Source organism: Janibacter sp. CFPM2_SD2 (assembly GCF_057364645.1).
In genome coordinates this window covers 19,589-31,743 of sequence record NZ_JBNFOF010000012.1, presented here as the reverse complement: position 1 = coordinate 31,743, position 12,155 = coordinate 19,589, and the positions used below count along the sequence as shown (strand labels likewise).

The window sequence follows — 12,155 nt, the reverse complement described above, 5'->3', positions numbered from 1 at the left end:
CTCGTAGAGCGCGTAGCGTTGTGCAGCCGAGTCGGCGAAGACGGCGATTGGCGGTCGGGGGCGAGCCCCTTTGGCCACGAGGGCGTCGGCGAGGTGGCGGGTGGCCGAGGGAGGCCGGCCCGTCGGCCTGCGCGAGGACGTCGTCCCACGTGATGTCGAAGCCGTCGGCGGCCATGTGCTCGACGATGCGCTGCAGTCGCGGCACGCGGTCGTCGCGCATCCGGCGCATCTCCTCGGCGAGCGCCGCGTCCTGAGGGTCGAAGAGGTAGGCGAGCAGGTGGACCGAGCGCCCCTGGTGCCGCGTCGACAGCTCGGCCCCGCGCACGAGGGCGACGCCGTGCTCGGCGGCCGCCTGCGCCGCCTCCTCCCACCCGACGGTCGTGTCGTGGTCGGTGAGCGCCACCGTCGTCAGCCCGGCCTCCGCCGCCTGACGGACGAGCTCACCGGGCGCGTCGGTGCCGTCGCTGCGGGCGCTGTGGGTGTGCAGGTCGATCACCTCTGCAGCCTATGACCTCGCACCGACGGCCGACGCAACCTGCGGCCCCCTTCGTGAGGAGTAGAGGCGTCAAGCAGCAGGGCACACGGCGGACGAAGGGGGCGACACCGGTGGGATGGTTCCACGACCGTGAGCGCGACGACGGGGACACCGCCTTCGTCGGCATCGCCGGCACTCGGCCGGACCGCGTGGTTCCTCACCAGCGACGGAGCGCCTCACCGACGACGCTCCGGAGGGCCCCACCCCCACGGGGACCCGGGTGGAGGACCGCGACGAGCTGTTCCGGCTGCTCCAGGAGCTGCCCGAGCACCGACCCCGACGACGTGATGAGCCGGGTCGACCGCCTGACATGGACGGTCGACGGGCAGGAGCGCGAGGTCAGCGCGCCCTAGGCCATCGACCGGCGCGCCCGACCCGTGGTCAGCCCAGACCCGGCCACTGGGGGGTGCGCTTCTCGGCGAAGGCGCGCACGCCCTCGGCGCGGTCGGCGCTGAAGGCGGTGTCGTGCCAGCGGGCGTCCTCGAGGTCGAGGCCCTCGTCGAGGCTCACGTCGAGGCCGCCGCGCATGGCCGCCTTGGCATTGCGCATCCCCACCGGCGAGTGCTGGGCGATGGTCGCCGCCATGGCGAGAGCCTCCCCCTTCGCGTCGTCGACGAGGCGGTCGGCCAGGCCGAGGCGCAGGGCCTCCTCGCCATCGACCCGGCGCGCGGTGAAGATCAGGTCGGCCGCCCGCGACCAGCCGATGCGGCGGGTCAGCAGCTGCGTGCCGCCACCGCCGGGGATGACGCCGACCGAGACCTCCGGCAGCGCGAAGAGCGCCCGCGGCCCGGCGACGATGAGGTCACACGCGAGCGCGAGCTCGCACCCACCGCCCATGGCATAGCCGTCGACCGCCGCGATCGTCGGCACCGGCAGGTCGAGGAGCGCCCGGTAGGCCAAGCGGTTGCCCGGGCGCTGTGCGCGCAGCTGCTCGTCGGTGAAGCCGTTGCGCTCCTTGAGGTCCGCGCCGACGCAGAAGGCCTTGTCGTGGCTCGACGTGAGCACCACGGCACGCACCGAGGTGTCGTCGGCGAGGGCCCCACCGGCCGCGGTGAGGGCCGTCGCCATCTGCGTGGAGACGGCGTTCATCGCCTCGGGGCGGTCGAGGACGACCTCGACGACGCCGGACTCGTGGCGGTCGATGCGGATGAGCGGGGTGTCGATCATGGGGCCATCCAACCAGCCGGTCCCGGGCGGGTGATCGAAAAATCTTGTGCACAGCGGCCGACCCGGGCAGGTGAGGGGCCTCCCCTTCGCCCGCCTGAGACGCCGATCCACGAGGTGAGACGATGGGCCGATGAGCGAGGAGCAGCAGCAGGCAGACAACCGCAAGCGGCCGACGACCGACGAGTTCCGGGCCTTCGTCGCCGAGGACTGGGCCCCGCGGTCCGACGACCGCCCGGCGCTCACCGAGGCGGCCGAGCGGGCCGCCGAACGCCGCGCCGCGGTCTCCGCCGCCCACGAGGGTGAGCGCCTCGTCATCCCCGCCGGCGGGCTCAAGGTGCGCAGCAACGACTGCGACTACGTCTTCCGCCCGCACTCCGCCTTCGCCCACCTCACCGGCCTGGGCGCCGACCGCGAGCCCGATGCCGTCCTCGTCATGGAGCCCCTCGGCGGGCCCGACGAGCACGCCGGCCACGAGGCGAGCCTCTACTTCCGCCCGCTCGCGCCGCGCGACTCCGAGGAGTTCTTCGGCGACGCCCGCTACGGCGAGTTCTGGGTCGGCGCGCGTCCGTCCATCGAAGACATCGAGGCCGAGCTGGGCCTCGTCGGTCGGCACGTCGAGCAGCTCGAGGACGCCGTCGGCAAGGACGCCGGTCAGGTCACCGTGCGCGTCGTGCGCGACGCCGACCGCGACCTCACCGCCCGCCTCGACACGGTGCGCAGCCAGGCCGGTGCCGACGCCGAGACGCTCGCCGAGGGCGACGCCGCGCTCGCCCACGACCTGTCGCACCTGCGGATGATCAAGGACGACTGGGAGCTCGACCAGATGCAGCAGGCCGTCGACGCGACGCGCGTCGGCTTCGAGGCCGTCATCCGCGAGCTGCCCGGCCTGCCCGAGCGCGGCCGCGGCGAGCGCTGGGTCGAGGGCACCTTCGGCCTGCACGCCCGCCACCAGGGCAATGGCGTCGGCTACGACTCGATCTGCGCCTCCGGCGACCACGCCAACACGCTGCACTGGATCAAGAACGACGGCGAGGTCAAGGACGGTGACCTCATCCTCCTCGACGCCGGTGTCGAGGTCGACTCGCTCTTCACCGCCGACATCACCCGCACGCTGCCGGTGAGCGGCACTTTCTCCCCCACCCAGCGCGAGGTGCACGAGGCCGTCGCCGCCGCGCAGGCCGCGGGCATCGCCGCGGTCAAGCCGGGCAACAAGTTCTCCGACGTCCACGCCGCCGCGATCCGCGTCGTCGCCGAGCACCTCCACGCGTGGGGGCTGCTCCCCGAGGGCGTCTCGGTCGAGGACACGCTCGACACCGAGCACGGCCAGTACCACCGCCGCTGGATGGTGCACGGCACAAGCCACCACCTCGGCATCGACGTCCACGACTGCGCCCTGGCGACCCGCGAGGAGTACATGGACGCCGAGCTGCAGCCGGGCATGGTCCTCACCGTCGAGCCGGGCATCTACTTCAAGGCCGACGACCTCAAGGTGCCCGAGCGCTTCCGCGGCATCGGCGTGCGCCTCGAGGACGACGTCGTCGTCACCGAGGACGGTTGCCGCAACCTCTCCGGCGACTGGCCGCACACCGCCGACGAGGTCGAGGCCTGGATCGCCGAGGTCCAGGGTCGCTGACCCTCCCTTCGCCTCTCACACGGGCGAGGTGGCCGAGACATCCAGAGATGGCCGGGAAATCCGGACCTGGCCGTGCAATTGCGCGGTCATGTCCGGATTTCCCGGCCATCGGCGCTCTTCCCGGTCAGGCCACCCGCGCCATCGCCTGCCCCACGAGGAAGTCCACCCGGCCGATCTTGCCGCGACGGTCGTAGATCTCGACCTGCGGCCCCGTCACCTGCTCGGTGTGCAGCGCCCCGTCGAGGCAGACGAGACCGGGGAGGAAGCCGTACTCGTCGGTGACCTGCGCGATGGCCATCCCCACGGGGACCACCCGCAGCCCGTCGACGACCTCGGCATCCACCCCTTCGGGCCACGGGCGCAGGCGCACACCCCCACGTAGACGCCCCCGGGGAGACGAGCAGATCACCTCGACGGTCGAGAGCCCCACGCCCCAGAGCGGTAGCCCGTGGAGCACCGCGGCGCTGGCGTGCGATGCGGCTGCGTCCGGCCTCTCCCCCAGAACCGCTCGGGTGCACAGGGCAAGACGAGCTTCGGGCTTCGCCGAGCGCCACCTCTCGCCCGCGGCGTAGAGCCCGCGACGCAGTCGCACGAGCTCCCCGGACCGCACCAGACGCTCGGTCTCGTCCGCGTCGATCTCGATCGCCCGCAGCCTGGCGGTCGTGCACACCTGACCGCCCGCGACGAGCACACCTGCGAGTCGTGGATCCATCACGACATCCTTGCGGGGTCCTCCCTTCGCTCGCCGGCGTCATCCACAGGCCACCGGGCTGCGCTGCCCACGACGGCCGAGAGATCCGGAGATGGCCGGGAAACCCGGAGTTGACCGAGCAATTGCGCGGCCGGGTCCGGCGATCTCGGCCAGTCGCGCGCTTCCCGGCCAGGTGGCCGGGTGTGGCCGGGTCAACAGCCGGACGGCCTGACCACCACGGGGGCGAAGGGGGAAGATGTCACCGACCCCCTTCGCCCCCACCGAAAGGCCCGCGCACATGTCGACCAAGACGGTCCCCGGCAACTACTTCGAGGACTTCGCGATCGGGCAGGAGATCCGGCACGCGACGCCGCGCACGGTGACCGAGGGCGACATCGCGCTCTACACCGGGCTCTACGGCTCGCGCTTCGCGGCGACGAGCGCGGCGACCTTCGCCGAGTCGATGGGCTTCGAGCGGATGCCGGTCGACTCCCTGCTCGCCTTCCACCTCGTCTTCGGCAAGTCGGTGCCCGACATCAGCCTCAACGCCGTGGCCAACCTCGGCTACGCGGGCGGTCGCTTCGGGGCGCCGCTGCACGTCGGTGACACGGTGACGACGACCTCGACGGTCATCGGCCTGAAGGAGAACTCCAACGGCCGCACCGGCGTTGTCTACGTCAACTCCGTAGGCGTCAACCAGCGCGGCGAGATGGTCGTCGACTACGTCCGCTGGGTCATGGTCCACAAGAAGGACGCGGCCTCCCCCGCCCCCGAGACGGTCATTCCTGACCTGCCGGGCGCCGTTGCGGCAGAAGACCTCCTCGTCCCCTTCGACCTCACCGGTCGCGACTACGACGTCGAGCTCGCGGGCTCCCCCTTCCTCTGGGGTGACTACGAGGTCGGTGAGCGCATCGACCACGTCGACGGCATGACGATCGAGGAGTCGGACCACATGCTGGCCACGCGGCTCTACCAGAACACCGCGAAGGTCCACTTCAACCAGCACGCCCAGTCGCAGGCGAAGATCGGGCGCCGCCTCATCTACGGCGGCCACATCATCAGCCTCGCGCGGGCCCTGTCCTTCAACGGTCTGGCCAACGGCCAGCTCGTCGCGGCGATCAACGCCGGCGCCCACGCCAACCCGACCTTCGCCGGCGACACGATCTACGCCTGGTCCGAGGTGCTCGAGCGCATCGAGCTGCCCGGCCGCACCGACGTCGCGCCCTGCGCCTGCGCACGGTCGCCACGAAGGACACCCCGTGTGCCGACTTCCCCTACAAGGGCGAGGACGGCACGTACCTGCCCGAGGTCGTCCTCGACCTCGACTACACGGTGCTCATCCCCCGCTGAGACCACGGAAGCCCGCCCGTCACCACCACCGAGGAGCCCACCCGATGAGGACCGACCACGAGACCATCTCCCTGAGCGTCACCGACGGGATCCTCCTCGTCACCCTCGACCGCCCGGAGGCGATGAACTCCTTCACGGTGACGATGGCCGACGAGCTCGAGGCGACCTTCCGCGAGGTCAACGACGACGACGCGGTGCGCGCGGTCGTCGTCACCGGCGCGGGCCGCGCCTTCTGCGCGGGCATGGACCTCACTGCCGAGGGCAATGTCTTCGGTCTCGACGAGAGCCTCACGCCGGTGCTGTCCGACATGGAGGACCTCGAGGACCCCGGCCTGGCCCGCGTGCGGGACACCGGCGGTCGGGTGGCCCTGGCGATCCACGCATGCCGCAAGCCGGTCATCGCGGCGATCAACGGCGCCGCGGTCGGCATCGGCGCGACGATGACCCTGCCGATGGACGCCCGACTCGTGTCGACGAAGGGGAGGATCGGCTTCGTCTTCGGCCGCATCGGCATCACGCCCGAGGCGACCTCGTCGTGGTTCCTCCCCCGCATCGTCGGCATGCCCGACGCGCTCGACCTCGTCTACTCGGCCGACATCATCGACGCCGAGCGGGCCCTCGAGGTCGGCCTGGTCCGCTCGGTCCACGAGCCCGACGAGCTGCTCGACGCGGCGATCGCCCTCGCCGACCGGTGGACCAAGGACCGCTCGCCGGTCGCCACGGCCCTCACCCGCCAGCTGATGTACCGCAATGCCGGCCTCGACCACCCGGTCGACGCGCACCGGGTCGACTCGCTCGCGATCTTCTACGCGAGCATCGGCGACGGCAAGGAGGGCGTGGCCGCCTTCCTCGACAAGCGCACGCCGGTCTACTCGGGCAAGGCCTCGCAGATGCCGCCCTTCTACGGCGCCTGGTAGCCACCACTCGTCGCGGAGGGGGCGACCACGCGCCGGTTGTCGAGCGCCGCACGTGGAATACCCAGCGCGGGACTCGACAGGACCGGCACCGCTCGACGTCCCCGTCAGGCCGCCCGCGCCGCCAACCGCATCAGCGCCTCCTGCACCCGGGCCTCCACGCGCTCCGGGTGCTCCAGGTCCGCCCAGACGAGTCGGATGACGATGCAGCCGAGCCCGGTGAGCCGTTCCTCGCGCACCTTCTCCCGGGCCAGGGCCTGCTTGCCCTCGGCCCCCTCGTACTTGACCAGGCCGTCGAACTCGATGACGAGCAGGTCGCCGACGAGGAAGTCCACCCGGCCGACGAAGTTGCCGTCGCGGTCGCTGATCCGCACCTGGCTCCGCAGGTCGAGGTCCAGCTCGCGCAGCAGCATCCGGGTGCGGGACTCCCCGACCGACTCGCACTTCGCATCGCTCGCGTCGATCACCGCCCGCAGGCGGGCGCGCTGCAGAGGACCCCGAGCGAGCCGGTCCCCGGCAGCCTCCACCTGCTCGATCCGGCACCGACGGGTCTTCAGCGCATGATCCAGCGACACGACGGCGGCGGTCGTGCTCTCGGAGAGCGCGACCTGGACGAGCGCGACGGCCACCGCGACGCAGGGAACGCCCTCGACCTCAGTGGGCTCGATCCCCTCTCGCAGGCGGTGGATGCGCAGGGTGGGGTCCCGTCGGGACCGTGTCACCGCTGACGTGACCTGCACCGTCTGCACCGGCAGGCCCCACAGCGAGATGCCGTGCAGGGCCAGAGCACTCTGGTGGCTCGCGAGGTCACCCGGTCGGGTCCGCAGCACGGCCCGGGTGGCGAGCGCCAGCTGCTCCTCGGGTCCGGTGCCCTGCCAGGCCTGCGCCAGGACGTAGGCATCGCGGCGCACCCGGATCGCCTCACCCCGCCGCAGGGCGATGCGCAGGTCGTGCTCACCCTGCAGGCACGCGCGGGCGTCACCCCACGTGAAGACCCCCGCCTGCCGCTCCGCCCGCCGCCTGAGTCGCTCGTCCATCCCCCGATCATCACGGAGACCGCCCGGAGACGGCCGACGTTCTCCACAGGGCCCGCGAATCCGGCACCACATGTCGAGCCGCGCGTGGGTTGGCGAGCGACGCGCGGGACATACCCAGCGCGGGACTCGACAACCCCTGCCCCTCTCGCCCTCCCGCGCATGACGAAGGGGGCACCGGTTCCCCCTACCGCTCGAAGACCTCGAGCAGCAGCGCGTGCTCGACCGCCGGGTCGGCGACGGCCTGGCCGCCACCGCCGAGGATGTTGCCGAGCAGCTGCGCGGGCTTCGGGAAGTCGTCGGGCAGCGCGGCGTTGTAGAGCCGGTGCTCCTCGAGCGACTCGATCGCGTCGTCGAGGTGGCCCGTCACGTCGACGAAGTGCGTCGGTCGCTGGCTGCCGCCGATCGCGAGCAGCTTGACGTGCCACGGCTCGAGGCCGTCGGCGACGAGCTCGGGGAAGATCCACCGGTTGCCGGCGTCGGCGCAGGCGTCGACGGTCGCGAGGCCCACGGCCCGGTGGTCGGCCTGGTTGAGGATGCCGCCCGGGAAGGTCACGTCGAAGGTCGTGCCGATGACGAGGTCGGGGCGAGCCCGCCGAATCGCCGCGGCGATGTCGCGCCGCAGGGTCAGGCCGTACTCGATGGTCCCGTCGGGGTGGTCGCCGAACTCGACCTCCTCGACACCGACGACGGACGCGCTCGCGCGCTCCTCGTCGGCGCGGGCCGGCGCGGCGTCGACGGGGTCCATCGTGTCGATGCCCGCCTCGCCGCGGGTCAGCAGGAAGTAGCGCACGCGCTTGCCGGCGGCGGTCCACCTCGCGATGGCGGCGGCGGTGCCGTACTCGATGTCGTCGGGGTGGGCGACGACGCACAGCACGGAGTCGAAGGAGGTCTCGTCGAGGGCGGCCAGGTCGGGCTGGGTGCTCACACCGACGACGCTAGTCCCGCCCTGCCGCCGGGGGAAGGGCGCGCGGGGCGGGATCAGCCCTGCTGCGGGTGCTGCTGGGCGCGGTCCATCTGCTCCTGAGCGGCACGCGCCGCCTCCTGGTTGCGCCGCAGCTGCTCGAGCCCGGCGCGGGTCGGGTCGAGCTCGTGCAGCAGCTCGTTGGCCCGCGCCGCGTGGCGGTGCTCAGTGAGCACCTCGTAGCGGGAGGCGACCACCTGGGTCACCGAGGTGAAGTCGCGCTGGCCACCGGTGGAGCGGTAACCGAGCCAGGCCCACACGGCACCGAAGAGCGCGCCCATCGCCACCGTCGAGGCCAGCCTCACGAGCAGGCCGTCGCTCCCTTCGAACATCGCGAAGATCAGGCCGACGAAGACACCGATCCAGATGCCGGAGAGCAGTCCCCCGAGCACGACCTTGCCGCTCGTCAGCCGGCCACGAACCCGCTCGACCTGCTTGAGGTCGGTGCCGACGATCATGACGTCCTGGACCGGGAACTCCTTGTCCGCGAGGAAGTCCACCGCGCGCTGGGCCTCGGCATAGCTGTCGTAGGTCGCCAACGACCGCGGGTACTCCAGACGCAGGAACTGCTGCATGTGGGCGGCCATACCGGGCTGGGTGCTCATGGCTCCAGTCTCCCACCCCGACCTGTGGGCCCGGTGGACGGGGCGGATGGACGAAGGGGGCCGACCGTCACCTGGGTGACGGCCAGCCCCCTTCGATCGGGCGAGCGCGAGCGGTGTCGGTGCCGGGCACCTACCCGGACATCACCCCTTGAGCTGGTAGTCCTTGAGGATGCTCTTGCCGATGATCATCTTCTGGATCTCGGCGGTGCCCTCACCGATGAGCAGCATCGGGGCCTCGCGGTAGATCCGCTCGATCTCGTACTCCTTGGAGTAGCCGAAACCGCCGTGGATGCGGAAGGACTGGTTGACGACGTCGGCGCAGTACTCGGCCGCCATGTACTTCGCGATGCCGGCCTCGAGGTCGTTGCGCTCGCCCTTGTCCTTCAGACGCGCGGCCTTGACCATCAGCTGGTGCGCGGCCTCGACCTTGCTCGCCATGTCGGCGATGCGGAAGAGGATTGCCTGGTGGTCGACGATCTTCTTGCCGAAGGTCTCGCGCTGCTGGGCGTACTGGACGCCGAGCTCGAAGGCGCGCATCGCCAGGCCACAGGCGCGGGAGGCGACGTTGACGCGGCCGACCTCGACGCCGTCCATCATCTGGTAGAAGCCCTTGCCCGGCTCGCCACCGAGGATCTGGCCGGTCGTCGTCTTGTGGCCCTCGAGGATGAGCTCGGTCGTGTCGACGCCCTTGTAGCCCATCTTCTCGATCTTGCCGGGGACGGTGACGCCCTGGGCGGTCTCGCCGAAGCCCTCGGTCTTGTCGATGAGGAAGGTCGTCATGTTCTTGTGCGGGCTGTCGTGACCGAGGTCGGTCTTGACGAGCACCGCGACGAGGTTGGCGGAGGCGCCGTTCGTCAGCCACATCTTCTGGCCGTTGATCGTCCAGTCGTCGCTGTCGCCGTCACGCACGGCCTTGGTCTTGATGCCGGCGACGTCGGAGCCGAGCCCCGGCTCGCTCATCGAGAAGGCGCCGCGGATCTCGCCCGTGGCCATCTTCGGCAGGTAGTGCTGCTTCTGCTCCTCGGTGCCGTGCTTGAGGATCATGTAGGCCACGATGAAGTGGGTGTTGATGATGCCGGAGACCGGCATCCAGCCGCGGGCGATCTCCTCGACGCACAGCGCATAGGTGAGGAGGGACTCGCCGAGCCCACCGAACTCCTCGGGGATCATCAGGCCGAAGATCCCCATCTCCTTCATCTGGTCGACGATCTTCTGCGGGTACTCGTCCGCGTGCTCGAGCTCCTGCGCGACCGGGATGATCTGCTCGTCGACGAACTCCTTGACCAGGCCCAGCAGGTCGACCTGCTCCTCGGTCAGTCCGTCGGTCGTCTGCAGTCGGGACATGCGTCCACCTTTGCTCTCGTGGTTCAAGGATCCGGGTCAGTATCCCAGCGCACCCCGCCACCCGCCACGGAGTCTCAGGGTGTCCTCGGCCACGATGAGACGGACGAAGGGAGATGTCAGCGCATGCTGTGCGCTGACATCTCCCTTCGCCCGTCGTGTGGAAGGTCAGTAGACCTTGACCGTGCGCCCGATGGGCGCGAGGTTCTTCCACCAGATGTAGTTGATCGCCGGGTCGCTCAGTCGGGCGCAGCCGTGCGAGGCCGGGTAGCCGGGGATCGACGGCGAGCCGTGGATCGCGATGCCGCCGTTGAAGTAGCGCGGCCGCCACAGCTCGCCGAGCGGGGCATTGCGCATGCCGTTGATCGCCCGGTAGAAGCGGAAGGTGCCGCTCGGGGTCGTCGCGTAGACGTAGGCGCCGGAGGCCGAGGACCAGTAGCGCTCGCCGTTGCCGGTGCTCGTGTTGAAGACCCACTGGGCCCAGCCGTAGCGGGCGACGATCTGCAGCTGACGGGTCTTGTCGATCTCGAAGGCCGAGGTCGTGCGGGGCCGCGGGGTGCGCGGCGAGTAGACGGCCGACCAGGTCTGCGGGCCGACGACGCCATCACGGGTCAGACCGTGCGCCTTCTGCAGGGCCATGACGGCCTGCTGGGTCGTCTGGTCGTAGCTGCCGTTGGCGGTGCGCAGCCAGAACTTCGCCTTGAGCAGACGCTGCTGCAGGTTCTGCACCCACCAGCCGGTGTCGCCCTGCTTGAGCGTCGTGGGGCGGGCTGCGTGCGCGTCCTCCCCGGCCGTGACGAGCAGGCCACCGGCGACGGCCGTGGCAGCGGCGCCGCGGAAGAGGTCGCGGCGGTCGAGCGAGATGGTGTCCATGTTTCCCCCCTGATGAGAGCGCTGATACCGGGACAGACGCCTGGATCGTCCGGCAGGTTGCGCGGTGATGAGGAAAATATAGCGCCACCGTCCAGGACCCCCGGACGACGACGTCCCGCACGCCGTGGCGTGCGGGACGTCGTGCGCAGACGGGCTGCGGCGGGCGAAGGGAGGGTCAGCCGCGGGCGGCGATCGCCTCGTGGGTCGCGAGCACGCGACGGGCGATGTCGACGTGCAGGTTCTCGATCATCTTGCCGTTGTGGGTGACCACGCCCTTGCCGGCGCCGTCCTCCCAGGCCTGCAGGACCCCCTTCGCCTCCTCCACGGCCTCCTCGCTCGGGGCGAAGGTGGAGTTGCACACCTCGACCTGGCCGGGGTGGATGAGGGTCTTGCCGTCGAAGCCCATGTCGCGGCCCTGCTCGCACTCCGCGGTGAAGCCCTCGAGGTCCTTGACCTTGTTGTAGACACCGTCGAGGACCGCGATGCCGGCCTCGCGCGCGGCGAGGAGCGCCCACGACAGCGACGTGAGGAGCGGGGCGCGGCCGGGCACGTGGTCGGCCTGCAGCTCCTTGACGAGGTCGTTGGTGCCCATGACGAAGGCGACGAGACGGTCGGACGCCTGCGCGATCTCGCGGATGTTGAAGATCGCGGCGGGCGTCTCGATCATCGCCCAGAGCTTCGTGTGCTCGGGGGCGCCGGCAGCCTCCATCGCGGCGACGAGCTGGCGGACCTCGTCGGCGGTGTTGACCTTGGGCACGACGATGCCGTGCGGGCCGGCCTGGGAGGCGGCCGCGATGTCCTCGTCGTGCCACTGGGTGCCGATGCCGTTGACCCGGATCGTCAGCTCACGCTCGCCGTACTCGCCCGAGCGCACGGCGGCGCACGCGGCCTCACGGGCGGCCGGCTTGTCGTCGGGGCCGACGGCGTCCTCGAGGTCGAGGATCAGGGCGTCGACCGGCAGGGTCTTCGCCTTGTCGAGGGCGCGGGCGTTGGAGCTCGGCATGTAGAGGACCGAGCGGCGGGGGGTGTAGGTGCTCTCGGTCATGGC

General features: G+C 71.0%; 11 protein-coding genes and 1 pseudogene. 3 read left to right on the top strand and 9 right to left on the bottom strand.

Features of this window, described 5'->3' with window-relative positions:
• The coding region (locus AC2W7J_RS02365) for a PHP domain-containing protein (RefSeq protein WP_485981312.1) at positions 1-496 on the bottom strand (496 nt) is incomplete at its 3' end.
• A 420-nt stretch (positions 497-916) separates the two neighbouring features.
• Positions 917-1,702 (bottom strand): enoyl-CoA hydratase/isomerase family protein, encoded by a 786-nt coding sequence (locus AC2W7J_RS02360; RefSeq protein ID WP_485981311.1) that lies wholly within the window; start codon positions 1,700-1,702, stop codon positions 917-919.
• A gap of 130 nt (positions 1,703-1,832) precedes the next feature.
• Here AC2W7J_RS02360 and AC2W7J_RS02355 point away from each other — a divergent pair, with 130 nt between their 5' ends.
• Positions 1,833-3,335 (top strand): aminopeptidase P family protein, encoded by a 1,503-nt coding sequence (locus AC2W7J_RS02355; RefSeq protein WP_485981310.1) that lies wholly within the window; start codon positions 1,833-1,835, stop codon positions 3,333-3,335.
• A gap of 124 nt (positions 3,336-3,459) precedes the next feature.
• On the opposite strand, the gene AC2W7J_RS02350 is transcribed toward AC2W7J_RS02355, so the two are convergent.
• Entirely contained in the window at positions 3,460-4,047 is a 588-nt protein-coding gene (locus AC2W7J_RS02350; RefSeq protein ID WP_485981308.1) for a hypothetical protein, read from the bottom strand.
• 235 nt (positions 4,048-4,282) lie between these two features.
• Between AC2W7J_RS02350 and AC2W7J_RS02345 the strand changes: the two are divergent.
• Both AC2W7J_RS02345 and AC2W7J_RS02340 read left to right on the top strand, forming a co-directional pair.
• Positions 4,283-5,170: pseudogene (locus AC2W7J_RS02345) on the top strand (MaoC family dehydratase); the annotation flags it as partial.
• Between the two features lie 250 nt (positions 5,171-5,420).
• The gene (locus AC2W7J_RS02340) at positions 5,421-6,293 is read left to right on the top strand and encodes a crotonase/enoyl-CoA hydratase family protein (RefSeq protein ID WP_427802094.1); all 873 of its coding nucleotides are present in this window, start codon (positions 5,421-5,423) and stop codon (positions 6,291-6,293) included.
• Between the two features lie 104 nt (positions 6,294-6,397).
• Here AC2W7J_RS02340 and AC2W7J_RS02335 read toward each other — a convergent pair whose 3' ends face one another.
• From AC2W7J_RS02335 to AC2W7J_RS02310, 6 genes are all read right to left on the bottom strand, one after another.
• Positions 6,398-7,327, bottom strand: a complete 930-nt coding sequence (locus AC2W7J_RS02335; protein WP_485981306.1) for a hypothetical protein — start codon at positions 7,325-7,327, stop codon at positions 6,398-6,400.
• A gap of 184 nt (positions 7,328-7,511) precedes the next feature.
• Positions 7,512-8,252, bottom strand: a complete 741-nt coding sequence (locus tag AC2W7J_RS02330) for a PIG-L deacetylase family protein (protein ID WP_485981305.1) — start codon at positions 8,250-8,252, stop codon at positions 7,512-7,514.
• Between the two features lie 53 nt (positions 8,253-8,305).
• Positions 8,306-8,893 carry a YflT domain-containing protein gene (locus tag AC2W7J_RS02325; protein WP_421007091.1) on the bottom strand — a complete coding sequence of 196 codons (588 nt, stop codon included), beginning with the start codon at positions 8,891-8,893 and terminating at the stop codon, positions 8,306-8,308.
• A gap of 141 nt (positions 8,894-9,034) precedes the next feature.
• Positions 9,035-10,237 carry an acyl-CoA dehydrogenase family protein gene (locus AC2W7J_RS02320; RefSeq protein WP_255185482.1) on the bottom strand — a complete coding sequence of 401 codons (1,203 nt, stop codon included), beginning with the start codon at positions 10,235-10,237 and terminating at the stop codon, positions 9,035-9,037.
• 165 nt (positions 10,238-10,402) lie between these two features.
• Positions 10,403-11,107: a L,D-transpeptidase family protein gene (locus AC2W7J_RS02315; RefSeq protein WP_255185481.1), complete on the bottom strand. Its 705-nt coding sequence runs from the start codon at positions 11,105-11,107 to the stop codon at positions 10,403-10,405.
• Between the two features lie 175 nt (positions 11,108-11,282).
• Positions 11,283-12,152 (bottom strand): HpcH/HpaI aldolase/citrate lyase family protein, encoded by an 870-nt coding sequence (locus AC2W7J_RS02310; protein ID WP_255185480.1) that lies wholly within the window; start codon positions 12,150-12,152, stop codon positions 11,283-11,285.
• Positions 12,153-12,155: the final 3 nt, after the last annotated feature.